At 65.2% G+C, this 24,430-nt stretch carries 25 protein-coding genes and 1 pseudogene; 13 read left to right on the top strand and 13 right to left on the bottom strand.

Going from position 1 to position 24,430, the window contains the following annotated elements; translation table 11 throughout:
- Positions 1–360 precede the first annotated feature (360 nt).
- A complete protein-coding gene (locus ACVILL_RS22110) occupies positions 361–1,974 on the top strand; it encodes a hypothetical protein (RefSeq protein ID WP_456730969.1) in 1,614 nt (537 codons plus the stop codon).
- 79 nt (positions 1,975–2,053) lie between these two features.
- On the opposite strand, the gene ACVILL_RS22105 is transcribed toward ACVILL_RS22110, so the two are convergent.
- A complete protein-coding gene (locus ACVILL_RS22105) occupies positions 2,054–2,833 on the bottom strand; it encodes an alpha/beta fold hydrolase (protein ID WP_456730968.1) in 780 nt (259 codons plus the stop codon).
- A gap of 544 nt (positions 2,834–3,377) precedes the next feature.
- Here ACVILL_RS22105 and sciP point away from each other — a divergent pair.
- The 6 genes and pseudogenes from sciP (at position 3,378) to flbD (ending at position 8,971) form a co-directional block, all read left to right on the top strand.
- Positions 3,378–3,653, top strand: coding sequence for a CtrA inhibitor SciP (sciP, locus tag ACVILL_RS22100; RefSeq protein ID WP_002714638.1), 276 nt, complete (start codon positions 3,378–3,380; stop codon positions 3,651–3,653).
- 174 nt (positions 3,654–3,827) lie between these two features.
- Positions 3,828–5,456, top strand: coding sequence for a flagellar basal-body MS-ring/collar protein FliF (gene fliF / locus ACVILL_RS22095; protein WP_456730967.1), 1,629 nt, complete (start codon positions 3,828–3,830; stop codon positions 5,454–5,456).
- 1 nt (position 5,457) lies between these two features.
- Positions 5,458–6,543 carry a flagellar motor switch protein FliG gene (gene fliG / locus ACVILL_RS22090; protein WP_456730966.1) on the top strand — a complete coding sequence of 362 codons (1,086 nt, stop codon included), beginning with the start codon at positions 5,458–5,460 and terminating at the stop codon, positions 6,541–6,543.
- Entirely contained in the window at positions 6,543–7,166 is a 624-nt protein-coding gene (locus tag ACVILL_RS22085; RefSeq protein WP_456730965.1) for a FliH/SctL family protein, read from the top strand. The genes fliG and ACVILL_RS22085 overlap by 1 nt, the downstream gene beginning before the upstream one ends.
- Positions 7,167–7,186: 20 nt before the next feature.
- Positions 7,187–7,532: pseudogene (gene fliN, locus ACVILL_RS22080) on the top strand (flagellar motor switch protein FliN).
- Positions 7,533–7,585: 53 nt separating this feature from the next.
- Entirely contained in the window at positions 7,586–8,971 is a 1,386-nt protein-coding gene (gene flbD / locus ACVILL_RS22075) for a sigma-54-dependent transcriptional regulator FlbD (RefSeq protein ID WP_456730964.1), read from the top strand.
- 43 nt (positions 8,972–9,014) lie between these two features.
- Here the strand turns inward: flbD and ACVILL_RS22070 are convergent, their stop codons facing one another.
- A complete protein-coding gene (locus ACVILL_RS22070) occupies positions 9,015–9,170 on the bottom strand; it encodes a hypothetical protein (RefSeq protein WP_456730963.1) in 156 nt (51 codons plus the stop codon).
- A gap of 282 nt (positions 9,171–9,452) precedes the next feature.
- Between ACVILL_RS22070 and ACVILL_RS22065 the strand changes: the two genes are divergently transcribed.
- On the top strand, positions 9,453–9,836 hold the full coding sequence (locus ACVILL_RS22065) for a hypothetical protein (protein WP_456730962.1): 384 nt from the start codon (positions 9,453–9,455) through the stop codon (positions 9,834–9,836).
- Here the strand turns inward: ACVILL_RS22065 and ACVILL_RS22060 are convergent.
- The 7 genes from ACVILL_RS22060 to ACVILL_RS22030 all read right to left on the bottom strand — a co-directional run bounded on the left by ACVILL_RS22060 (position 9,833) and on the right by ACVILL_RS22030 (position 16,611).
- Complete coding sequence (locus ACVILL_RS22060; RefSeq protein WP_456730961.1) at positions 9,833–10,423, bottom strand: flavin reductase family protein; 591 nt, start codon at positions 10,421–10,423, stop codon at positions 9,833–9,835. The two genes, ACVILL_RS22065 and ACVILL_RS22060, sit on opposite strands and share 4 nt — an antisense overlap.
- Positions 10,424–10,430: 7 nt before the next feature.
- Positions 10,431–11,270 carry an ATP-binding cassette domain-containing protein gene (locus tag ACVILL_RS22055; protein ID WP_456734329.1) on the bottom strand — a complete coding sequence of 280 codons (840 nt, stop codon included), beginning with the start codon at positions 11,268–11,270 and terminating at the stop codon, positions 10,431–10,433.
- An 8-nt stretch (positions 11,271–11,278) separates the two neighbouring features.
- Complete coding sequence (locus tag ACVILL_RS22050) at positions 11,279–12,085, bottom strand: ABC transporter permease subunit (RefSeq protein ID WP_050402878.1); 807 nt, start codon at positions 12,083–12,085, stop codon at positions 11,279–11,281.
- Positions 12,082–13,263: an FMNH2-dependent alkanesulfonate monooxygenase gene (ssuD, locus tag ACVILL_RS22045; protein WP_456730960.1), complete on the bottom strand. Its 1,182-nt coding sequence runs from the start codon at positions 13,261–13,263 to the stop codon at positions 12,082–12,084. The genes ACVILL_RS22050 and ssuD overlap by 4 nt, the downstream gene beginning before the upstream one ends.
- Positions 13,245–14,198: a sulfonate ABC transporter substrate-binding protein gene (locus ACVILL_RS22040; RefSeq protein ID WP_456730959.1), complete on the bottom strand. Its 954-nt coding sequence runs from the start codon at positions 14,196–14,198 to the stop codon at positions 13,245–13,247. The genes ssuD and ACVILL_RS22040 overlap by 19 nt, the downstream gene beginning before the upstream one ends.
- Positions 14,199–14,237: 39 nt before the next feature.
- Entirely contained in the window at positions 14,238–15,188 is a 951-nt protein-coding gene (locus ACVILL_RS22035; RefSeq protein WP_456730958.1) for a sulfonate ABC transporter substrate-binding protein, read from the bottom strand.
- Positions 15,189–15,405: 217 nt separating this feature from the next.
- Entirely contained in the window at positions 15,406–16,611 is a 1,206-nt protein-coding gene (locus ACVILL_RS22030) for an LLM class flavin-dependent oxidoreductase (RefSeq protein WP_456730957.1), read from the bottom strand.
- A 238-nt stretch (positions 16,612–16,849) separates the two neighbouring features.
- Here ACVILL_RS22030 and ACVILL_RS22025 point away from each other — a divergent pair, with 238 nt between their 5' ends.
- The 5 genes from ACVILL_RS22025 (at position 16,850) to ACVILL_RS22005 (ending at position 20,445) form a co-directional block, all read left to right on the top strand.
- Positions 16,850–17,959 (top strand): ATP-dependent DNA helicase, encoded by a 1,110-nt coding sequence (locus ACVILL_RS22025; protein ID WP_456730956.1) that lies wholly within the window; start codon positions 16,850–16,852, stop codon positions 17,957–17,959.
- A 313-nt stretch (positions 17,960–18,272) separates the two neighbouring features.
- On the top strand, positions 18,273–18,989 hold the full coding sequence (gene msrA, locus ACVILL_RS22020; RefSeq protein WP_456730955.1) for a peptide-methionine (S)-S-oxide reductase MsrA: 717 nt from the start codon (positions 18,273–18,275) through the stop codon (positions 18,987–18,989).
- A 148-nt stretch (positions 18,990–19,137) separates the two neighbouring features.
- Positions 19,138–19,551, top strand: a complete 414-nt coding sequence (gene msrB / locus ACVILL_RS22015) for a peptide-methionine (R)-S-oxide reductase MsrB (protein ID WP_050631827.1) — start codon at positions 19,138–19,140, stop codon at positions 19,549–19,551.
- 215 nt (positions 19,552–19,766) lie between these two features.
- Entirely contained in the window at positions 19,767–19,931 is a 165-nt protein-coding gene (locus tag ACVILL_RS22010) for a DUF3309 family protein (RefSeq protein WP_244067234.1), read from the top strand.
- Positions 19,932–20,154: 223 nt separating this feature from the next.
- The gene (locus tag ACVILL_RS22005; protein WP_016844322.1) at positions 20,155–20,445 is read left to right on the top strand and encodes a hypothetical protein; all 291 of its coding nucleotides are present in this window, start codon (positions 20,155–20,157) and stop codon (positions 20,443–20,445) included.
- Positions 20,446–20,693: 248 nt separating this feature from the next.
- On the opposite strand, the gene ACVILL_RS22000 is transcribed toward ACVILL_RS22005, so the two are convergent.
- From ACVILL_RS22000 to ACVILL_RS21985, 4 genes are all read right to left on the bottom strand, one after another.
- Entirely contained in the window at positions 20,694–21,242 is a 549-nt protein-coding gene (locus ACVILL_RS22000; RefSeq protein ID WP_456730954.1) for a DUF4112 domain-containing protein, read from the bottom strand.
- A 228-nt stretch (positions 21,243–21,470) separates the two neighbouring features.
- Positions 21,471–21,950 carry a Crp/Fnr family transcriptional regulator gene (locus ACVILL_RS21995; RefSeq protein ID WP_456730953.1) on the bottom strand — a complete coding sequence of 160 codons (480 nt, stop codon included), beginning with the start codon at positions 21,948–21,950 and terminating at the stop codon, positions 21,471–21,473.
- A 262-nt stretch (positions 21,951–22,212) separates the two neighbouring features.
- Complete coding sequence (locus ACVILL_RS21990) at positions 22,213–22,647, bottom strand: DUF5413 family protein (RefSeq protein ID WP_456730952.1); 435 nt, start codon at positions 22,645–22,647, stop codon at positions 22,213–22,215.
- A 198-nt stretch (positions 22,648–22,845) separates the two neighbouring features.
- Entirely contained in the window at positions 22,846–24,417 is a 1,572-nt protein-coding gene (locus ACVILL_RS21985; protein WP_456730951.1) for a hypothetical protein, read from the bottom strand.
- Positions 24,418–24,430: the final 13 nt, after the last annotated feature.

The raw sequence follows: 24,430 nt of genomic DNA, 5'->3' as shown, positions 1-24,430 counted from the left end.
AGCGACACTCTCAATACTTCCGCGCGATGAGTACATCGAATGAAGCCGGCTCCGAGCGATCGACGCCCCATCCACCATTCACCGGTTTTCTGGATCGGTATCGCATTGTGCCTCGCAGCGATCGCAATCTACCTGTGGTCCGACGACCTTTCCTGGCGGCCGACACCGGGCCAACGATGAAGAGCGGGCGGCCCGTCGGTCGATAGCGCTCCGCGACCAACGCATCGCCCTTGATGAAAACTTGAATCGTGCCGGACATCGGTCATTTGCCACGATCCGGCGCACGTGCGTCGGCGCGGAAACCATTCCGCGCAAGCTTCGGTTTTTGCTTCCGGTTAGACGCAACACGGAGACAACCACATGAGCGACCCGAATGCGTATGCTGATCAGTATGAAGCCATGGGCGCGCCGCCGTCACAGGCGGCCTCTACCGGAGGCTCCTCGTCCGGATCGGGCGGCTCCGGATCATCTGGACAATCGGCGGGCGGTAGCGGCGCGGATGGCGGTAGCGGTGGCGGCATGACGGGATCATCGGGTTCCGGCGCGTCGGGTAGCGGCTCCGGCGCCTCGGGCGGCGGCAGCTCGGCGGGTGGCGCGGGTGGTGGCACTTCGGGCGGCGGTGGCTCGGGTACCGGCACGTCCGCCGGCGGCGGATCGGATGGCGGCACTTCGGGTGGCGGCTCCTCAGGCGGCGGCACGTCGGGTGGCGGTTCGGGAAACGGCGGATTGCCCGGCCTCGATAACGGCCTGGTGCTCGCCGGACATGACGGGCTGCTCCAGCCCGTGCTCGACCCGGTCAACGCTGTCGCGTCCAACGCGGGCGGTCTTCTCACCACGATCGGACAGCAGGCCGGACTGGACAGCACGGTCCACGACGTCACCGGTCTCGCCGGCACAATCGGGCTCGGACAGCTCGGCGCGACGCCCGCCGCCGACGGACACTCCAATCTCCTGACCGACCTGCTCAACACGCCCGGCGAAGTGCTGGCGGGTCATGCGTCCGACGCTGTGGCTCATCTCGGCGCCGATCTCACCGATACCGTGAATGCGATTGGCGCGGTGCCGGGTAGTCTCGGCCAGGACAGCGGCCTGGTGCTCGCGGGACAGGGCGGACTGCTCCAACCCGTGCTGAACGCGGTCAACGGCGCCGCGTTCGATGCGAGCGGTCTTCTCACCGCGATCGGGCACGAGGCCGGGCTCGACAACGCGGTTCACGACGTCACCAGCCTCGCCGGCGCAATCGGGCTCGGACAACTCGGCGCCGCGCCTGCCGCTGACGGACACTCCAATCTTGTGACCGACCTGCTCAACACGCCTGGAGAAGTCCTCGCAGGTCATACGACCGACGCCGCGACGCATCTCGGCGCCGACCTCACCGATACCGTGCATGCGTTGGATGCCGTGCCGGCGGATCTGTTGACCGGCGTGGTCAACGGCAAGGACGACCCGACCAATCCCGTCGACAATCTGATCAAGGATCTCGGCCACGACCTGCAAAGCCTGCCGCTGGTGACCGCGAATGGCGGCAATAATGCCAGCGATGGCGGATTGCTGGGCGGCATCGTCGGCAGCCTCAGCAACCCGAACAGCGGCCATCTTGTTACTGTCGACGTCGGTCCGACGCAGCCGAACGGCATACCGATCGATATCCTCGCCGCGCCGACCTCGGGCGACCACCACACCGTCGAAGTCAACGCAGTCGATGTCGGTCCGAGCGGTCCGCACCTGCTCGATCTCGGCGTACTGACCGGCACCGGCAGCCCGCTCAGCATTCCATCGCTCGGCGGCATCGGAGCGGATGGGCTGGTCGGCAATCTGCTCGGCGGACTCAATCTCAGTCCTGCGCCGGCCGGCAACATTGCCTCCGGCAATACGACGACTGCGCCGGTCGACGTCGATGCCGTGGTCCATGACCTGATCCCGCTCACGGGCGATCACGGAATACTCAACAGTCACGGCGCGCATATCCTCTGAGAGCATGCGCTAGGCGGCCCCGGGAACGCCTTCACGTTCCCGGGGCCGTTTCGTTATCGACGCATGGGGGAGACGACGCTCACGCCGACCGTCCCGCGGCGTCGAGGATCAGCCGCGCGATCGCGTCGGGCTGCGAGATCAGTGCGAGGTGGCTCGCCTTCACCTCGATCGTGGTGGCGCCCATCCGCTTCGCCATGAAGCGTTCGAGATCGGGATTGATGGTGCGGTCCTCGGTCGAGACGGCGTAGTAGCTCGGCTTGCTGCGCCAGGCCGCGTGGCTGGTCTTGCCCGCCAGCAATTGCTTGTGGAACGGCTGCTGCACCGCATAGAGCACCTTCGCCTTCGCTTCCGGCAGGTCGCCGGCGAAATCGCGCAGGAACGCTTCTTCGCTCAGCCGGCCCTCGTCGCCATCGAACACGATGCCGGCGCTCGCGGGCGGCGTCGGATAGGTTTTTGCAAGCGCCGTGTAGTCCTCGTCGGCATCGGGGGCACGCGCGGCGACATAGACCAGCGCCGAGACATTCGGGTGCACGCCGGCCTCGGTGACGATCATTCCGGAGAAGGAATGGCCGACCAGCACGGTCGGACCATCCTGGCGATCGAGCACCCGCTGCGCCGAGGCGACCGCTTCCGGCAGCGTGGTCAGCGGATTTTGCACCGACGTCACATTGAGCCCGGCCGCCTGCAATCGCGGAATGACCTCGGACCAGCAGGAGCCGTCGGCAAACAGGCCGTGCACCAGCACGACGTTGCGCGCCTTGACCGGTAGCGTGGTCGCGGCCATGCCGCGCGAGGACACCAGTGAAGCAGCGGCGCCGGCAAGCAGGGCGGTCGAGAAAGTGCGTCTGTTCATCATCATGACAAGGGCTCGGATCGGAGGGATTGGACAAGCGCGCCCACCTGCGGTGAGCTGACACCCACTCCTACGCACGCGAGGCCGCGCGGTTACGCGCGGCGCCGAGATCAAGGATAGTTGAACAGACGGGAAGCTCGACGATCGTTCACATTCCGCGGCGTGCAGGCCGTGATGGTGAAAGCGAGCCTCAGATCGATCATCTCGCCCGGGGCTTACCCCTCTCCCCACCCTCCCCCGCAAGGGGGGAGGGAGCCAATCTGCTGTGCTCGCCTCACTCAGGCTGCGCGCAAGAGAACTGCGGGACGCACTGGCCGGAGGGCTCCCTCCCCCCTTGCGGGGGAGGGTTGGGGAGAGGGGTGCCGCTTGCTCAGCGGTCCAACGGAACCTGCGAATACCGCCATCTAGCGAGTCATCGGCCCCCTCGCGCCCCCTGTTCCCGGCCCTTCCAACGAGATTCGTATTGAACGCTTGGGCTTAGGCAAATTTTAAACCGGGAGGCGTAGCTTACCTCTTGCGAGTTCAGTGGTTGAGAGTTTGTGAGTACGCCATGACAGAACCCCATCGCCCGAGGGTGAAATACGTCATCGGGCCTGACGGCAGCCCGTTAACGATTGCGGATTTGCCGGCCCCCGGTACCAAACGGTGGGTCATCCGCCGCAAGGCCGAAGTCGTCGCTGCGGTCCGCGGCGGCCTGCTCTCCCTCGAGGAGGCTTGCAGCCGCTACACGCTGACCGTCGATGAATTCCTTTCCTGGCAGTTCTCGATCGACCAGCATGGTCTGGCCGGACTGCGCACCACCCGTATCCAGCAATATCGGCAGTAAACCCACGCCGATCCTGTGGCATTTGACGAAAACCGGCTTTGCCTTGCGCAGCCGGTTTTTTTCATGTCCGCGTTTTTGCCGCGGTTCTTAACCTTCGTTAACCATATGGAAACCATACCCTAGGCAATATTTGCCCAGTCGGACCCGCTTGGGCCGAATCCCTGGGGGCCGTTGGTGCAAAGTCTGGTTGCTTTCCTGAGAGGTCTAGGTGCGGCCCGCCTCGCGGCCATGGTTGCAGTCACCGCGGCCCTGATCGGCTTCTTCGCCTTCGTCATCATGCGGGTCACCACGCCGCAGATGACCACCCTCTTCACCGACCTTTCGACCGAGGATTCCTCGGCCATCATCAAAGAGCTGGAGCGCCAGACGATCCCGTTCGAGCTGCGCAACGACGGCGCCGCGATCATGGTGCCGAAGGACAAGGTGACGCGGCTGCGGATGAAGCTCGCCGAGGGCGGCATGCCCAAGGGGGGCGGCGTCGGCTACGAGATCTTCGACAAATCGGACGCGCTCGGCACCACGAGCTTCGTCCAGAACATCAATCATCTGCGGGCTCTGGAGGGCGAGCTCGCCCGCACCATCCGTGCCATCGACCGCGTCCAGGCCGCGCGCGTCCACCTCGTGCTGCCGGAAAAGCCGCTGTTCTCGCGCGAGACCCCGGAACCCTCGGCCTCGATCGTGCTGCGGGTCCGCGGCGCGCTGGAGCCGCAGCAGATCCGGGCGATCCGCCACGTCGTCGCCTCCGCCGTCAACGGGCTGAAGCCGCAGCGGGTCTCGATCGTCGACGAGGCCGGCCAGCTGCTCGCCGACGGCGCCCAATCCGATGCCGATGCCCAGGTCGGCGACGAGCGCCGCGCCGCCTTCGAGAAGCGGATGCGCAAGCAGGTCGAGGACATCGTCTCCTCGGTGGTCGGCGCCGGCCGCGCCCGCGTCCAGCTCTCCGCCGACTTCGACTACAACAAGATCACCCAGACCTCGGACAAGTTCGACCCCGAGGGCCGCGTGCTGCGCTCGACCCAGACCCGCGAGGAATCGAGCCTCACCGCCGACAATTCCGGCCAGGTCACCGTCAACAACGAGCTGCCGGGCAACCAGAACCAGGACAACGCCGCTCGCGCCCGCGACCAGAGCAAGAAGAGCGAGGAAACCAACAATTACGAGATTTCCCGCACCACCAAGACCGAGGTGACCGAAGCCGGCCGCGTCAACCGCATCTCGGTCGCGGTGCTGGTCGACGGCAGCTACGCCAAGAACGAGAAGGGCGAACTGGTTTATCAGGACCGCACCAAGGAGCAGCTCGACCGCATCGCCGCTTTGGTCCGTTCGGCGATCGGCTTCGACCAGAAGCGCGGCGACCAGGTCGAGGTCGTCAACCTCCGCTTCGCCGAGCCGCCTGCCGCGCAGCCGATCGCCGAGCCCACCGGCCTGCTCGGCATGCTGCAATTCACCAAGGACGACGTGATGTACGTCATCGAGCTCGGCGTCATGATGATGCTCGGTCTCGTCGTGCTGTTCATGGTGGTCCGCCCGCTGGTCAAGCGCATCGTCGCGGCCGACGTGATTCCGGCGCTGACCGGTGGCGGCGTGCCGGCGCTGGCCGAAGCCCATGCCGAGAGCGCCGGCGCGACCGGCCAGGCGCTGATCCCCGCCGGCGGCGGCGCGGCGCAATTGATCGACGTCGCCCAGATCCAGGGCCAGGTCCATGCCCAGGCCGTGCATCGGGTCGGCGAGCTCGCCGAACGCAATCCGAACGAAACCGTCTCCATCGTCCGTCAATGGCTCAGCGAGCCGGTAGAGAACTGAGATGGCCGCCGTACCGCAGACCACCAACGCCAACGACATCGCCACCGTCCTCTCGACGCTGGCGAGCCGGCAGAGCGGCCGCGCCAAGGGCAAGCCGCTGCCCGGGCCGAAGCGCGCGGCGATCCTGATGCTTGCGCTCGGCGAGCAATATGGCGGCAAGATCTGGTCGATGCTCGACGACGAGGAGGTCCGCGAGCTGTCGGTTCATATGTCGACGCTCGGCACCGTCGAGGCCGACGTGGTCGAGGACCTGATGCTGGAATTCGTCTCGCGGATGTCGGCCTCCGGCGCGCTGATGGGCAATTTCGACGCCACCGAACGGCTGCTGCAGCAATACCTGCCGGCCGAACGCGTCACCGGCATCATGGACGAGATCCGCGGCCCCGCCGGCCGCAACATGTGGGAGAAGCTCTCCAACGTGCAGGAAGAGGTGCTCGCCAACTACCTCAAGAACGAGTACCCGCAGACCATCGCCGTGGTGCTGTCGAAATTGAAGCCGGAGCACGCCGCGCGGGTGCTCGCGATCCTGCCCGAGGACATGGCGCTCGACGTGGTCGGCCGCATGCTGCGGATGGAGGCGGTGCAGAAGGAAGTCATCGAACGCGTCGAGCAGACGCTGCGCAGCGAGTTCATGTCGAACCTGTCGCAGACCCGCCGCCGCGACGCCCATGAGGTGATGGCCGAGATCTTCAACAATTTCGACCGCCAGACCGAGACCCGCTTCATCACCTCGCTGGAAGAGGAGAACCGCGAATCCGCCGAGCGCATCAAGGCGCTGATGTTCACCTTCGACGATCTGATCAAGCTCGATTCCGCCTCGGCCCAGACCCTGATGCGCAACATCGACAAGGACAAGCTCGGCGTCGCGCTGAAGAGCGCCAACGAGGAGGTGCGCGCATTCTTCCTCGGCAACATGTCCTCGCGCGCCGGCAAGATGCTGATGGACGACATGGCCGCGATGGGCCCGGTGCGGCTGCGCGACGTCGACGAGGCGCAGGCGCTCCTGGTCAACCTCGCCAAGGACCTCGCCGCCCGCGGCGAGATCACGCTGACCAAGAACCGCGCCGACGACGAGCTGGTGTACTGATGGCCGCACCCGCAAAATTCCTGTTCGACACCGACTTCTCCGCACCCGACCGCTCGCGCGAGCGCGCGCCGACTCCGGCCGAGGTCGCGCAGAAGGTCGCCGACGCCGAGGCGCGGGCCTATCGCGCCGGCTACGAGGCCGCGCTGCGCGAAGCCAAGGTCGAGAGCGACCGCCGCGCCGCGCAGGCGCTGGAGGAGATCGGCGCCGCGATCAAGGGCATCGCGGCCCGCTTTGCCGGCATCGAGACGCGGATGGAGACCGAGGCGGTCGATGTCGCGGTCGCGGTCGCCCGCAAGCTCTGCGCCGAGCTGATCGCGCGCGAGCCGCTCGGCGAGATCGCCGCGCTGGTCTCCGACTGCTTCTCGCATCTGGTGGCGACGCCGCATCTCGTGGTCCGCATCAACGACGCGCTCTACGAGGCGGCGCATGACGGCATCGAGCGGATGGCGGCGCATTCCGGCTTCCAGGGCCGGCTGGTGATCCTGGCCGAGCCTTCGATCGCGACCGGCGATTGCCGGATCGAATGGGCCGACGGCGGCGTGGTGCTCGAGCGCGCCGCGATCGAAGCGAAGATCAACGAACTCGTCGGGCGCTATCTGGCGTCCCGCGACCAGACCGGTTGAAGGCGATTGAGGGCTGAACCATGAGCGACACCAACGTCCCGCTTCCCGATCTCAAACGCCGCCGACGCGCCCGGGATCGACGAGATCGGCTACAACGAGGACGAACATGCCGCGCGCATCGCGGCCGATCTCGAAGCCGTGTTCGACGTGCCGGTGCAGGTCTCGGCGGTGCTCGGCCGCTCCAAGATGGACGTCGGCGACCTCCTGAAGCTCGGACCGGGCACCGTGCTCGAGCTCGATCGCCGCGTCGGCGAGGCGATCGACATCTACGTCAACAACCGCCTGGTGGCGCGTGGCGAAGTGGTGCTGGTGGAAGACAAGCTCGGCGTGACCATGACCGAAATCATCAAGGCAGAACGCTCTTAACAATCCAGCGGTAGCGCGCGGAATCTGCGCGACCAGACGAACAGGAGATCATCATGCGGCTTCTCATCGTTGGCACCCTGAAGGGGCAGCTCACGACCGCGACCAAGATCGCGATGGACAACGGCGCCTCGGTGACCCACGCCGAGGCCGCCGAACAGGCGATGAACGTGCTGCGCGGCGGCAAGGGCGCCGACCTCCTGCTGGTCGATGTCGGCCTCGACATCCGCGACCTCGTGATGCGGCTCGAAGCCGAGCACATCCACGTGCCGATCGTCGCCTGCGGCATCTCCAACGACGCCCGCGCCGCAGTCGCCGCGATCCATGCCGGCGCCAAGGAATACATCCCGCTGCCGCCCGACCCGGAACTGATCGCAGCCGTGCTCGCCGCTGTCGCCAACGACGCGCGCGACCTGATCTATCGCGACGAGGCGATGGGCCGGGTGATCAAGCTCGCGCAGCAGATCGCGGGCTCCGACGCCTCCGTCATGATCACCGGCGAGTCCGGCACCGGCAAGGAAGTGCTGGCGCGCTACGTGCACTCCCGCTCGGCCCGCGCCAAGCGGCCGTTCATCTCGATCAACTGCGCGGCGATCCCGGAGCACCTGCTGGAATCCGAACTGTTCGGCCATGAGAAGGGCGCCTTCACCGGCGCGGTGGCGCGCCGCATCGGCAAGTTCGAGGAGGCGACCGGCGGCACGCTGCTGCTCGACGAAATCTCCGAGATGGACGTGCGGCTGCAATCAAAATTGTTGCGCGCGATCCAGGAGCGCGTGATCGACCGCGTCGGCGGCACCAGGCCGGTCCCGGTCGACATCCGCATCATCGCGACCTCGAACCGCAACCTCTCGGAAGCGGTGCGCGAGGGGACTTTCCGCGAGGACCTGCTGTTCCGCCTCAACGTGGTCAACCTAAAGATCCCGCCGCTGCGCGATCGTCCGGCCGACATCCTCGAGCTGGCGCAGCATTTCGCCAAGAAATATGCCGAAGCCAACGGCCTGCCGGTCCGCCCGATCTCGACCGATGCCCGCAGGGTCCTGACCGCGAACCGCTGGCAGGGCAACGTCCGCGAGCTCGAGAACACCATCCACCGCTCGGTGCTGATGGCGCAGGGCGACGAGATCGGTTCTGAGGCGATCCTCACCCCCGACGGCGACCGGCTCGACCTCGCCAAGACGGCGCCTGCGGTCGCGCACGCCACCCTCGCCGCCGAGCAGGTCACCCGCGCGCTGGTCGGCCGCACCGTCGCCGACGTCGAACGCGATTTGATCCTGGAAACGCTGAAGCACTGCCTCGGCAACCGCACCCATGCCGCCAACATCCTTGGCATCTCGATCCGCACGCTGCGCAACAAGCTGAACGAATATGCCGACGGCGGCATCCCGATCACCCCGGCCGGCAACGGCGCGCCTGACTATCAGCGCATGGCGAACGCCGGCTGAGATCTGGAAAGCGGCGGAGCAATTCCGCCGCAATGGCCTCGGATCAAGAGTAGCTGGGCGCGTCGGGCTTGCGAAAGATCCGGATCGGATCACCCGGCGTGATGTCGCGGCCGGTGAAGGTCACATAGGCATAGAGCGCAAGGTAAGCGACGGCGATTACGCCGACGATATAGAACAGCCAGGTTCCTACGCGCTTCATCGAACCGTCACGTCTGCGAAATCTCCGGCGCTTTTAATGCGCTTGCCGGGAAAAGCGCCACGGCCAACTTGCCGCGCCAGGCTGCCACAGACCACCCGCCGGCCACATATCGCGACAGGTCCTGGTCAAAGTCTTGGCTGGAAGGTCTTGGCTAAAAGGTCTTGGCTAAAGGTCTTGGCTAAAGGTCTTGTACCGCCGCCGGCCTTTCATCCTTGAATCCTGGCGTCAGTTGCCGTACTCAATCTCTCATTGTTTTCGATTTTTGAACAACTGGAGAGTGATATGGCTCTTTACGCGCAGACCAGCGGCACCATGACCACCAATTCCGCTTCGTTCATCCCGATCAAAGGCCTCTCGATCACCCTCCCTGAGGGCGTCGGCATTACCGCCATCATCATGCTGAACATCCCGTTCCCTTACGCCCAAGGCAACGATACGCCCGGCGGCAGCTTCGGGATCACCGTCAACGGTGTGATGTCCGGGGTGGTCGCAGGCTTCACCTACAACGAGCAGACCCCACAATCCTTCGGTCGTGTCCCGACCACGCTGGTGGCCGGCATCCCGCTCAGCAATACCGCTCAGACCATCCAGGCCGTCTGGTCCAGCGTCCGCGGCAGCACCGTCGTCATCGACACGCCCGCGAGCTTGACCGCAATCATGAGCTAGCGCGGCCCGCGGGCATGGACGTGACGCGACGGCAGGCTGACTTCGGCCAGCCTGACGGCGTCTTCCTCGTGGTCGATCGCGACATATTCGCCGTGCCAATAGGCCAGCGCGGCGGTGCGTTCCGACGCGATCACGTCGAGCACGCGGCCGATGACGATCGCGTGCGAGTGCCGCTCGATGATCTCCTCGACCTCGCAGTCAACCGCGGCAAGCGCGCCGACCAAAAGCGGGACGCCTGACGCGCGCGTCGTCCATTCGGCGCCGGTGAAGCGGTCGGCGCCCTTCAAGCCGCCCTTGCCGGTGAAGCGCTCGGCGATGTCGAGCTGATCGGCGGTCAGGATGTTGACGCCGAAGGCGCCATGGCGCGCGATCAGCGGCCATGAAGAGGCGGCGCGGTTGATGCTGACGATCAGCGACGGCGGATCGACCGAGAGCGACGTCACCGAGGTCACCGTCATTCCCGAAATGCCCTTGCCCCGACCGGCCGTGATCACGCTGACGCCGCCGGTGAGGTGGCGCATCGCACCACGAAACTGCGCGGCGGAGACTGTGGGCTCGATCGAGACATTGCGGACGACGGGGTTCATGGCGACCTCACAGGGTGTCTTCGCTGCCCTCGAGCAGATGCTTCAGGATCTCGCCTTCCAGCGCGGCGAGCTCGGCCGAGCCGCGCCGGCGCGGCCGCGGCAGATCGATCGTGACATCCTCGGCGATCCGGCCGTCCTCGATCACAAGCACGCGGTCGGCGAGCGCGACGGCCTCGGCGACGTCATGCGTCACCAGGATCGCGGTGAAGCCCTGGTCGCGCCAGACCCGTTCCAGCAATTGCTGCATCGAGATCCGCGTCAGCGCGTCGAGCGCGCCCAACGGCTCGTCGAACGCCAACACCCGTGGCTGGCTGACCAGCGCCCGCGCCAGCGCCACGCGCTGCTTCTGGCCGCCCGAGAGCACCGACGGCCACTGGGCGCGCTTGTCGCCGAGGCCGACCTCGACCAGCGCGCGCTCGGCACGCGCCTGCGCGTCGGCGGATGAGCGCTCGCGTCCCAGCCCGACCTCGACATTGGACAGCACCCGCGCCCAGGGCAGCAGGCGCGGCTCCTGGAACATGACGCGGACGTCCTGCGCCCGCGGCTCCTCGCCAAACGCGATGCTGCCCGCGGTCGGCGCGTCGAGACCCGCGATCAGGCGCAGCAGCGTGCTCTTGCCGCAGCCGCTGCGGCCGACGATCGCGACGAACTGGCCGGAGGGAATGTGCAGGTCAATGCCGCGCAGCACCTCATTGTCGCCGAACGTTTTGCGCAAGCCACGGATGGTCAGCGACAGGCCGCGGGCCGCATTTTCCGTCACTCGCCGCAAATGCCGTGGCTTCACGACGATGTCGGCGTCGTCGACCGGTTCGGCGTCAACGGGCTGGAAACGAAGCGCTTCTTGCATTCTCATTCTCACTTCTTCTGGAAGGCGGGGTGCCACGACAGGGTGAGCCGCTCCAGCGCCCGCGAGGCGCTGTCGGCGAGCTTGCCGAGCAGGGCGTAGATCAGGATCGAGAGCACGACGACGTCGATCAGCATGAATTCGCGCGCCTGCATCGCCATGTAGCCGAGGCCCGACGAGGCCGCGATGGTCTCGGCGACGATCAAGGTCAGCCACATGATGCCGAGCGCAAAGCGCAGGCCGACGAAGATCGACGGCAGCGCGCCCGGGAAGATCACCCGGCGGAACAGCTCGCCGTCGGTCATGCCGTAGATGCGGCCCATCTCGATCAGTTGCGGATCGACGGTGCGGATGCCGTGCAGCGTGTTGAGATAGATCGGGAAGAACACGCCGAGCGCGACCAGGAACAGTTTTGCCGACTCGTCGATGCCGAACCACAGGATGACCAGCGGGATCAGCGCCAGATGCGGGATGTTGCGCACCATCTGCAACGTGGTGTCGGTGAGTTTCGCCGACAGCTGCGACAGCCCGTTGGCGAGGCCGAAGGCGAAGCCGATGCCACCACCGATCACAAAGCCGATCGAGGCGCGCCAGAAGCTGACCCAGATGTTGCGGACCAATTCACCCGACAGCAGCAGCTTCCATCCCGCCAGCGCGACATCGGTCGGCGCCGGCAGCACGCGCGAGGGAACAAAGCCGGTGACGCAGGCGAGCTGCCAGATCAGCACGATCGCGAGCGGCACGATCCACGGGATCAGGCCGTCGACCTTGGGGAGTTTTGGCGCACCGACGCGCGGTAGTGAATCGATCAAGCTCATGATTGCGATGCCTGCTTCTGCGGACGGTAATCGTTGCCGATGGTTTCGCCGAACGGCCCGGTGTTGACGCGGATCGGCGTCACGTTGCCGGGCTGCGCCAGCGACAGCAGCGGGAACACCAGCTCGGCGAAGCGATAGGCTTCCTCGAGATGCGGGTAACCCGACATGATGAAGGTATCGACGCCGATGTCCTGATACTCCTTGATCCGTGCCGCGACGGTCTGGGGATCGCCGACCAGCGCGGTGCCGGCGCCGCCGCGTACCAGGCCGACGCCGGCCCAGAGATTCGGACTGATCTCGAGTTGGTCGCGGCGCCCGCCATGCAACTGCGCCATGCGCTGCTGGCCGACCGAGTCCATCCGCGCAAAGATCTTCTGCGCGGCGGCGACGGTGTCGTCCGTGACGTACTGGATCAGCTCGTCGGCGGCGCGCCAGGCCTCGGCATTGGTCTCGCGCACGATGACGTGCAGGCGGATGCCGAACGAGAGCTTGCGGCCGCGTTGCGCCGCCACCGCCTTCACCCTGTCGATCTTCTCGGCGACCTGCGCCGGCGGCTCGCCCCAGGTCAGATATTTGTCGACCGTGTCGACCGCGACGTCGATGCCGGCGTCCGACGAGCCGCCGAAATACAGCGGCGGCCGCGGCGATTGCACCGGATTGAACAGCAGGCGGCCGTCCTCGATCCGGATGTGCTCGCCTTCGACATTGACCGTCTTGCCTGCCAGGAGATCGCTGTAGACGTTCAGGAACTCGCGGGTCACCGCGTAGCGCTGGTCATGGTCGAGGAAGATGCCGTCGCCCTTGTTCTCGACCGGATCGCCGCCGGTGACGACGTTGATCAGCAGACGGCCGTTCGACAGCCGGTCGAGCGTCGCGGTCATGCGGGCGGCGACGCTCGGCGACTGCAAACCGGGCCTGACCGCCACGAGATAGCGCAGGCGCTCGGTCCAGGGCGCGACGGCTGAGGCCACCACCCAGGAGTCTTCGCAGCTTCGGCCGGTCGGCAGCAACACGCCGTAATAGCCGAGCTGGTCGGCGGCCTGCGCGATCTGGCGCAGATAGTTGAAGTTCACCTCGCGGCCGCCGATCGACGTGCCGAGATAGCGGCTGTCGCCGTGGGTCGGCAGAAACCAGAGGATATTGGCGTTGGTTGGGGTGCTCACGTGCCGGGTCTCCATGCGACGTCGGAAATCTTGATTGGTTTGGGGATCAGGCCGAGCGCGAAGAACGTGTCGGCGACCTGCTGCTGATCTGCGATCACCGCATCGGTGACCGGCTTGATGCCGTAGGCCTGCCGCTTCAGCGCGACCTCGACCACCGGCACCGACAGGCCGATGCTCGGCGCGAGCTGTTCGGCGACGGCGTGGATATCGCCCCTGGCCCAATCGTCGACCTCGCTGAGCTGCGCCAGCACGAGCTCGACGATCTTCGGATCGGCCCGCAAAAACTTCTTCGAGGCGAAATAGAACTGATAGTTGGCGACGATGCCGGTGCCATCAGTGACGGTGCGCGCGCCGGTCGCGGCTTCCGCTGCGGCCTGGAACGGATCCCAGATCACCCAGGCATCGACCGCGCCGCGCTCGAACGCCGCGCGCGCGTCGGCCGGCGCCAGGAACACCGGCTCGATCTCGGAATATTTGACGCCGGCTTTCTCCAGCGCCTTCACCAGCAGATAGTGGACGTTGGAGCCTTTGTTCACCGCAACCTTCTTGCCCTTCAGCTCCGCAACCGATCTGATCGGGCTGTCCTTCGGCACCAGGATCGCCTCGCCCTTCGGCGCCGGCGGCTCGTAGGCGACATACTGGATCGGCGCGCCGGCGGCCTGCGCGAAGATCGGCGGCGCCTCGCCGGTGTTGCCGAAATCGATCGCGCCGACGTTCAGCGCTTCGAGCAGCGGCGGCCCGGACGGAAACTCGGTCCACAACACGGTGTAGCCGACCGATTTCAGCTTCTGCTCGAGCGAGCCCTTGCTTTTCAGCAGCACCAGCTTGCCGTATTTCTGGAAGCCGATGCGGACGACTTTCTCCTGGCCGTAGGAGGCGCCGACGGCGGCCGCGACGATGCTGACCGACAGCACCGCGCGGGCAACCCAGCGTCGAAATAAACGCGTCATGGAAATGTCCTCTGCATTGAATTGAGCAAGGCGCGCCGATCAGGTCTGGGTGTTGCGCCAGACGATGTCGCGGATCGCGATCTGCTTCGGAATCAGGCCGAGCTTGAAGAAGCGATCGGCAACGCCCTGCTGGGTCGCGATGATGTCGTCGGTCACGGGCCCGACCGAGAAGCCCGCCCGCTTCGCCGCGATGGTCTGGATATCGAGCGGCACGCCGGTGACCGCGGCCAGTGATTTTGCGACCTCATCGGGATGCGCCTGCGCCCATGCCGCACTCGACGTCGTGACGTCGACGATCTGCTGCAGGAGGGCGCCGTGATTGCGGGCGAAGTCGCGGTTGGCGATGTAGAACGAGTTGGTCTTGGTGATATCGCGGGTCTTGACCAGAATGCGGCCATTCTGCTTGGTCTCGGCGATCGCGAAATACGGATCCCAGATCGCCCAGGCATCGATGCCGCCATTGGCGAAGGCCGGACCGGCGTCCGGCGGCGTCAGATAGACCGGCGTGATGTCGTCGTAGGTGAGCCCCGCCTTCTCCAGCGTCTGGATCACGACGTTATGGGCGCTCGACCCCTTGGTGAAGCCGACGCGTTTGCCCTTGAGATCAGTGATGTCCCTGATTGCGGAATTCTGCGGCACCAGGATGCCCGAGCCGTTGATGATCGGCTGCGCCGCTGCATAGACGATCGCCGCGCCCGCGGCCTGCGCGAAGATCGGCGGGGAATCGCCGACCGCACCGTAATCGACGCTGCCGACATTCATCGCTTCCATCATCGGCGGGCCCGAGGAGAACTCGACCCATTTCACGCTGATGCCCTGCGGCTTGAAATGATTTTCCAGGGCCTCGCGCTGCCGCGTAATGACGAGCACGCCGTTCTTCTGGTAGCCGATACGAATTTCCTTCGCGTCCGCCTGTGCCTCTGCGCGTGGTGACAGCGCAGCGGCTGCGGCTGTGACGAGCGACAGTTGGAGGAACTCACGACGCTTCATTCCAAGACTCTCCTGACGATCAAGTGCGCTACCGCGCTGCACGATCATGCGATGTCAGGATGATGGGGCGCGCGAATGAAGCTGTCGAGCACCGCACAAAAATAGCGATGCCTGCACTTCGGTGCAGGCATCGCGCGTGCCGTTTCTTTTAAAGCGCCGATCGCGTGTAGCGAATTATTTTCCTCACGAGATCGCGAGGTCGCTGCACATCAATTGATCAGCCTGCGGCAGCGGCTTTCGAGCCGACATTGACCGCGAGTTTGCCGTAGCGGTCCGAGAACGCCTGGGTGTCGATCTCCTCGAGCTGGATCGAACCATCGAGCACGCCCTTCTTCCAGGCATCGTGCTCGGGATCGTGCTGGAACTCCGGCATCACTTCCTTGCTGAACAGCTCGAGCGACTCGCAGATGTGCTCATGCGTATTCTTGCCGGCCTGATTGAGCAGGATCACCTGATCGATATGCGAGGAGCGGAAGCGCCGCAGTTTCTTGCGCAACGTCTCCGGCGAGCCGATCAGGCCGCCGCGCAGCGCGGCCTCCTGCGCCTCGGGATTCTCCCGCTTCCACTTGTTGTACTCGTCCCACATGTTGACGGTGCCCGGCGCCGGGCGCTGCCGGTTCTGCGCCTGGCCGTAATAGCGCAGCGCGAACTGGAAGAAGGTCGCGCCGTCTGCACGCTTGCGTGCCTCCTCGTCGGTCTTCGCGCACATGAAGAACGAGACCAGCGCCATGTTGGGATTGATCTCGTAGTCGGCGAGCTTCTTCAGCCGCTTGGTGATCGCGTTGTAATAGGCGTGCACCCAGGCATGCGCCGCCTCGGCGCTGACGAACTGGAAGCCGAGCGCGCCGAAGCCGTTCTGCCCGGCGCGCTCGATCGTCGGCAATTGCGAGCACGCCATCCAGAGCGGCGGATGCGGCTTCTGCACCGGCTTCGGCACGACATTGCGCAAGGGTATGTCGAAATACCTGCCGTGATGCTCGGTGCCGACCTTGGTGAACATCGGGAAGATCGCTTGCACCGCCTCCTCGAACACCTCGCGCTTGGTCTCCATGTCGCGGCCGAACGGCGTCAGCTCGGTGATCGAGGCGCTCTCGCCCATGCCGAACTCGCAGCGGCCGTTAGAGAGCAGGTCGAGCACCGCGACCCGCTCGGCGACGCGCGCGGGATGATTTGTCGTGAGCTGGAAGATGCCATGGCCGAGCCGGATGTTCTTCGTGCGCTGGCTCGCGGCGGCGAGGAAGGATTCCGGCGCCGGCGAGTGCGAATATTCCTCGAGGAAATGGTGCTCGACGACCCAGGCGTAGTCGTACGCGAGCCGGTCGGCCGTCTCCAATTGTGTCAGCGCGTTCTGGTAGAGCCTGAGCTCGTCGCCGTCGTTCCAGGGGCGCGGCAGTTGCAGCTCGTAAAAGATGCCGAACTTCATGGCGTCACTCCCAAGGTCGCGTACCCGACCACTTATTGTGGTCCGACCACATGTTGTGGTCCCGACCGTTTGTTATTGTCGGTCAGTCTAATGGCGTCGCACCCCAAGTCTAGCCTCAGGGGCGAAACCCCAATTCCGCGCAGCGGGAAGCCCGCTTGATCGGAACGCATGAATGGTTAGCTTGTCATGGCCTGAGTCGCGGCGTTATTGATCGCGCGCTCATTCTTCCGAAAGCCTCATGACCACCTTTACGCCGCACCAGGACATTGCGCTGAAAGCCGTTGCCGACTGGCTGAAGGCCAAGCCCGGCCAGAACGGCACGCCGCCGGTGTTCCGCCTGTTCGGGTATGCCGGAACCGGCAAGACCACGCTCGCCCGCCACATCGCCGAAGGCGTCGACGGCGAGGTGAAGTTCGCGGCCTTCACCGGCAAGGCGGCGCTGGTGATGCGCAACAAGGGTTGCGACAGTGCCTCGACGATCCATTCGCTGATCTACCGCGCCCGCGAGTCCGGCGTCGAGCAGCCGAGCTTCGAGCTGTGGGACGACGCGCCGGCATCGAAGGCCAAGCTGATCGTGATCGACGAATGCTCGATGGTCGACGCCGAGCTCGGCCGCGACCTGATGTCGTTCGACTGCCCGCTCTTGGTGCTCGGCGATCCCGCGCAATTGCCGCCGATCCAGGGCGGCGGCTTCTTCACCGACGCCGAACCGGACGCGATGCTGACCGAGGTGCACCGCCAGGCGCAGGACGATCCGATCGTGCGGATGTCGATGGACATCCGCGAGGGCCGCGAGCTCGAGATCGGCCGCCACGGCGAGAGCGAGGTGGTGTCGCGCAAGGAGCTCGATCCGGACCGCGTGATGGGTGCCGACCAGGTGCTGGTCGGCCGCAACAACACCCGCCGCGCCTACAACATGCGGGTGCGGCAGCGGCAGAACATCGAGGATCCCCTGCCGGTCGCCGGCGACAAGCTGGTCTGCCTGCGCAACAACCGCAAGAAGGGCCTGTTCAACGGCGGGCTGTGGCGGGTGAAGGCGCGCGCGCAGTCGAAATCCAAGATCATTACCATGCGCGTGATGCCGGACGAGGATTTCGGCTACAAGGTCACCAAGGTCTCCGTGCGCGGCGAGTGCTTCGACGGCGGCGTCGAGGGCGTGCCGTGGGAGCAGCGCAAGCCCTATGACGAGTTCGACTACGGCTATGTGCTGACCGTGCACAAGTCGCAGGGCTCGCAATGGGACGACGTCGTGCTGTTCGACGAGAGCTTTGCGTTTCAGGACAGCCGCGCAAGGTGGCTGTACACCGGCATCACTCGGGCGGCGAAGCGGCTGAGCGTCGTGGTGTGAGAGTCTCGCGCACTCCATAGACCCGTCATCATAGACCCGTCATCCTGAGGAGCGCGTAGCGCGTCTCGAAGGATGAACGGCCAAGCAGCCGGGCCGTGCATCCTTCGAGACGCCGCTTCGCGGCACCTCAGGATGACGGTGCGAGGCACCTAGCCCCTTGAATGACGGGCATTTTGCTCACGAAACCGTGTGGCCGGCGCCGTAACAAAACGCCCCCTCGCCCGTATTTTGAAGCGTCGGAGCAGCCCGGCCTGATTTGCCAATGCCGGCTCCCGCTCTAGACTGGCCCCAATTGCGATCCCACGAGGAACCCATGTCCAGCCGCTCCCTCAGCCGCCTCCCGCTTTACGCCGCCGCGATCGGCGCGCTGGCCGTCGCCGCGTTTGCAATCGCGCCCTCGCTTGCCGCCGAGGACGCCGTGATCATCCCGCCGCCGGCCGCGAGCTCGCCGGAGAACGGCATCAAGACCGCCGTGCTCGCCGGCGGCTGCTTCTGGGGTGTGCAGGGCGTGTTCCAGCACACCGCCGGCATCGTCAGTGCGGTGTCGGGCTACTCCGGCGGCAGCAAGGCCAATGCCGACTACGAGAAGGTCTCGACCGGCACCACCGGCCACGCGGAATCGGTCGAGATCAAGTACGATCCGCAGAAGATCTCCTACGGCAAGATCCTGCAGATATTCTTCTCGGTCGTGCACGACCCGACCCAGCTGAACCGCCAGGGCCCCGACTCCGGCACGCAATATCGCTCGGCGATCTTCACCACCAGCGATGAGCAGAAGAAGGTCGCGGACGCCTATATCGCCCAGCTCAACGCGGCCAAGGTCTACAAGAAGCCGATCGTCACCAAGGTCGGCGCGCTGGAGGCGTTCTATCCGGCGGAGGGCTACCACCAGGACTATCTGACGCTGCACCCGAACCAACCCTATATTGCGTATAACGACATCCCGAAGGTCGAGAACCTGAAGAAGATCTTCGCGGAGAATTACATCGAGAAGCCGACGCTGGTGAGCAGCACCAAGGTCACCAACTGACGGAACAGTCTCCGTCATTGCGAGGAGCCACCGGGTCCGGCCTTTTGGCCGGCCCGATGATAAACTCCGCGGACGAAGCAATCCATCGCGTGTCCCTCACACTGGATTGCTTCGCTTCGCTCGCAATGACGCCAACAAGGGAGTTTCCATGTCCGATACCAAAACCGACGGCAAGGTCCGCAAGAGCGAGGCCGAGTGGCGCAAGGAATTGACGCCGATGCAGTATGCCGTGCTGCGTGAGAAGGCGACCGAGCGCCCGTTCACCGGCGAATACGAGCATGACCCCCGCAACGGCACCTATGTCTGCGCCGGCTGCGGGCAGACGCTGTTCGAGTCCGACCAGAAGTTCGATTCCGGCTGCGGCTGGCCGAGCTTCTCCAAGCCGGCGGCGGAGAGCCATGTTGACGAGGAGCGCGACATGAGCCACGGCATGATCCGCACCGAGGTGCTGTGCTCGAAATGCGACGGCCACCTCGGCCACGTCTTCAACGACGGTCCCGGCCCGACCGGGCTGCGCTACTGCATCAACTCGGCGGCGCTGAAGCTGAACGAGAAGAAGTAGCGGCAATCTCCCGCTCCCGGCGTCCGACGATGTCCCCGCCCCGCGAGACCGACAACCGGTCGCGCGGGGCTTGGTTTTGGCCGCCGGCGCCCAACAACATCCTCGTGAACGGCCGGCGGCCTTAACGACTCGCGCCCCGGAATGTGCTTTGCTCTGGAATCGCGGGGCCGTCGGCGTCTCGCCGTGCGGCTGCCGCCTCTTCTGAGGAGGGCGCCATGTCGCTCGGATTGATCCTCATCATCGTCCTGCTGATTGTCCTGCTGGGCGGCTATAGCGGCCGGATTCGCGGCTATGGCTATGGCCTCGGCCACTCCGGAATGGGCCTTTTCGGGGTGATTTTGATCGTGGTCGCGATCCTGGCCTGGCTCGACAAGATTTGAGAGACATAAGCCATTGAAATAAATGGACTTATTTAGCGGAACCGCGTGCTATGCGCGGATTCAGCATGTGCCCTGTCGGGGGCGCTTCTGGGGTCGCATTTTTGTCAAAGAGGCCTATATTAGGGGCCGGAAATGACATGTACGGCGTGCCGCCGGTTATAGGCCGCCGTCCCCAAAATCCCTTCGCCACGCTAACTGACAAGAACACAAGAGGTCGTCGACCATGCGTCCCCTGCGTCCGTTCAACTATAACACATCAGCCGAACTGTTCCCCGCCGCGATCCGCAAGAAGAAGCGGGCGGGCTTCGCGTACCGCCGTTTCGGCACTGCTGCCGAGGCCGTGCAGTTCGCGATGGAGCAGCTGCCGGCGGATTCGCTGAACGGCGCCTACCTCCAGGTCGAGGAAGCCCGTTTCGACCAGAACGGCATCCGCTCGCTCTATGAGAGCGAGGCATTCCCGCTGCCGCGCCGTCCGCGCCCCGCCGCTAGCCAGACGGACGCCGACGCCGCATAAGATTTCTGCGTCGCGCTCAACGAAAAGCCCTCGGCGATGTCCGAGGGCTTTTGTTTTTTGGAAGACTCCTTGTTGCGCATGATCTCCGCGCAAGCGCCTTGCGTTTGTCGCGAGGGAAAACCGCTGCACACTTTTCCGGATTATGCGCTAGAGCATGATCCGGAAAAGTGGAAACCGGTTTTCCGAAAGGATCATGCTCAAACAAAGAGATGAGATCGTGATGCGATTCCGTGGAAACGCATCATGATCTAGAGGCGCGGCTGCTTGTCGAGCCAGCGCCGCAGCATCCGCACATTGCGGATGTTGGCGCGGAACATGACGTCGAAGGCATCGCCCGCCACAGGCACCATGCCGATCACGCCGTCGACGGCGACGTTGGCGAGCATCCGCGCGGTGATGTGCCAGGGCGCGCCCAGCAGACGCGCCTCGCGCACCAGCCACAGCGAGATCGCGGTCGTGATGAGATCGCCGACCACGGGAATCAGACCGATCAGCCCGTCGATGCCGTAGCGGACATTGGTGCCCGGCACGATGAAAGCGACGTCGAGCAGCTTTGCGATCGTCTCGAGCCGCGCCAGCCGCTCCTCGCGCGTCAGATTGCCGAACGGATTGGCGGTGGAGTGTCGGAAGTCGAACTGGAAGCCTTCCTGAAAGCCTTGGAACTGCGGATGCAGCGGGCCATCGGCGAGTTCGCGCCCGTCCTGATCGATGACCTTGCCGCGCGCCTGCGCTCCGCCGAAAGGCGGCCGCGATCGCGTGGCATAGGGGGTGAAGATGTCGTCCTCGGGCATGGCCATCACATGGTAACGCAGGCAGGCGGTTCAAGTTGCGTCACATTACCACTGTGTCACGTTCAACGCCGCATCACGCTCAAGCATCAAGTGCCGCGCGCCGCTGTCGGCGTCAAGCCGAAGCGGCGGCGTGCATGTCGGCCTTGGATTAGCTTGGCCTTGGGCCCGAAGATGCGTGATGCGGTCAATCGAGACAGATCGTATCGACAGTCATCGAGAGCCTGTTCGCCTTGCTCAATAGACGCCCTTGTTCATGGTTCTGAGCCGCTGCGCCAGCGTCCTCATCACCTTCAGGGCGAAATGCGGCGTCTGGCTGACCAGGAAGAGAAACTGTTTCTCCGAGACCGGGACAAGCTCGACATCCGTGAGCGCCGTGGCGGTCGCACTCCTCGGCTCGTTGTCGATCAACGCCATCTCGCCAAAGATCGTGTCGGGCGCCAGCTCCGCCATGGTCTTGTTACCGACCTGAATGCGCACGTAACCGCTCTTGATCACGAACAGCTCGTTGGCCTGCTCGCCCTCGCGAAAAATGAGGCCACCGGCCCGGACCAGGCGCGTTTCGATACTGTTGCCCGTCAGAAGGCTAAAGCTTGCATCTGCCACTCGAAATTCCCTTTCTCCGAACCCGACGCAGATCCCGTAAGTCCCGGTCGTCTGCGGCGACGGCTGAAATAAATGCGCGAACACAGAATAGAGCAGGCCCGAGATCAGCATCGCCGCTGCCCCCGGACGGCCGCGGTCGCGAGGACGAACGCGGACATGACATTGGGACTACGTTTGCATGACGATGATATGACAATTGTGTGAAGGCAGCTGGACCTCCGGCGCCTCACGCGCTGATACGATTACTGCAATGGGTGATCTATTCCGAGCCGTGCGTTCAGCGCGGCCCTGTCCTATCGAAACGTACTCATTTCGGTGTGGGTCGAAGTCGCCGAAAGCGATTTCTGCTTTTCCCTTGGTAATGAGCACCTGCCTAATGCTGGGACGCCGGCTGCGCCGGCGCGTGCAGTTCCTCGGCATATTTGTGCGCCAGCCAGGACGTGATCACGCCCGGGATGAAGCCGACCATGCCGTACAGGATGAACTGCACCGCGCCGCTCTCGGAGCCGTGCGAGGCATAGGTCAGCGCCGCGCCGACAAACGCCACCGCTCCGACCAGCAGCATCCGCACCAGCGGCGTAATCCGCTTCACATGCATCAGGATGTCGTCGATCGCGCCGAACATCAGCGACGGCACGATGCCGAACAGATAATTGTATTGCAGCGACTTCACGAACACGACGAGCAGCTTCGTCACCTCGCCGCCATTGGTCTCGGTCCAGTAGCCGGACTGATAGGTGGTCATGAGCAGCAGCAGGAAGCCGCCGATGAACGGCCCGATGGCTGCGAAGATCAGATAGCGTTTCATGACGCACCCTTGCCCGAGGTCAGCCAAGTGTAACGCAGTCACGCGACGGTTCTAGGGAAAATCGAAAGCGCCCGGCAATGTTCCGGACGTCTGCGGATCGAATGCGCTGCAACAATCGCTGCCGTCGCTGCGATACGGAATCGCCCGGACGGAGCCGGGCGATGACGTCTTGAAACACCGAGGTGAGTGCTAGGGCGGTTACTCACCCCACGCCGCGAACGCTTCGTTGAAGGCGCGCTCACCGGGGGCGCCCTTCTCGATCGCGATGATGGCGCGGCGCTGGTTGGTATAGACCAGCGGCACATCGAACCACGAGCGCTCCTTCAGGAGCTGAAGATTGCGCGAGCGGTCGGCGTCGACATTGGAGAGGCCGACCAGGAAGAAGCCGTCGGTGACCTTGACCGCGAGGCCGGCCAGCGGCGTGCCGCGCGCCTGCTCGTTCGACTTCATCAGGATGCCCGGCACATTGCCGACGCCGCCATTGGCGAAGTCCTGCGGCAGGATGAAGGTCAATTCCGCGGTGTGGCTCGCCGGCAGCGATGAGTCGGTGTTGCGGCGGAACGACATCGTCATCTTGAACTTGCGATCCGGGATGTCGATGTCGGCGCGCACGGCGATGTCGGGCTTCTGGTTGCCCGATCCCTTGACCTGCTCGGTGCGCCAGACCACCGAACCGACATATTGCTTGCCCTTCGGATCCGACGGGTCCTCGTCATAGAGCACCACGCGCTGCGCCACCGGGGCGACCGGTTCGCCCGACGAGGGCTGGCCGACGCGGTCGGTGATCTTCTTGCTCGCCGGCGTCGATGCATCCTTCGGCGCCTCGACGGGCGCGGAGGATTTGAACAGGCTGCTGACAAGCGTCATGGCCTGTTGCCGGAACAGGATGCCGGTGCCGACCAGGATCAGCAGGATGCCAATCACGATCGCGGTCTTGTACGGGAACATCGAGCCGATGCGCGGCGGCTTCTTCGGCTCGCGATCGCCATTGCCGACCCGCGACCGCTGCGGCGGCTGCCCGTCCGGCGACCGCGGCATGTAGCGCTCGGCCTCCTCGACCGACTCGTCGTAGGAATACGGCGCCTCGGGATCGCCGCCGCGGTTTTCCAGGCTCGGCTCGAGCCGGTCGAATTCCGGCGAGGGCGACGGCACGTTGGCGTAGGTCTTGCGTGCGTTGCGGCTGGCCTGCGCCGCGGCACGCCCGAGATCGTCGGCATCGGCGGTGATGTCGCGGAAGCCGCGAACGCCCTGCGAGGCCGGCGGCACCTGCGGCTGCGCAGCTTCCGGACCGCGGCGCGGCGGAGCAGCAGGCCGGGCCTGGGTCTCGGGACCCGGCGGAACCTGGTGGGGGTTCTGCGGCCGCGGCGGAGCCTCGGGCCGCAAATTGCGTGGCGGCCGGGGTTCGGCCGGAGCCGGAGGCCGCGGACGGGCGGCAATGTCGGCGGGATTGGCCTCCGGCGGCCTTGTACTTGCCTCCGGCGGCCTTGGATTGGCACGGCGCAGCGGGTCGCTGCTGCGGGCCGCACCGCCGCCGGGGCGCGAGGCCTCGCGGGCGCGCTGCGCGGCCTCGGACTCGACCTTGCGAACCGCCTCTTCCAGCGACAGCCGCTCGCGGGTGATCTCGGATTCGGACAGCGGCGGCTGCACCCCGCGGAGTTGCTGGATCAACGCCGTTCGCGCCCGCGCATACAGCGCGCGGCGGGCTTCGCCGGGAGCGTTGGGGTCCAATCCGGCGATGGCGCGGGCGATCAGCGGGTAGTAGTCAGCCATTTCCACACAATTG

It is taken from the genome of Bradyrhizobium sp. USDA 3364 (genome assembly GCF_054056355.1).
The sequence above is the reverse complement of the archived record's forward strand: the minus strand, read 5'-3'. Positions and strand labels throughout refer to the sequence as shown.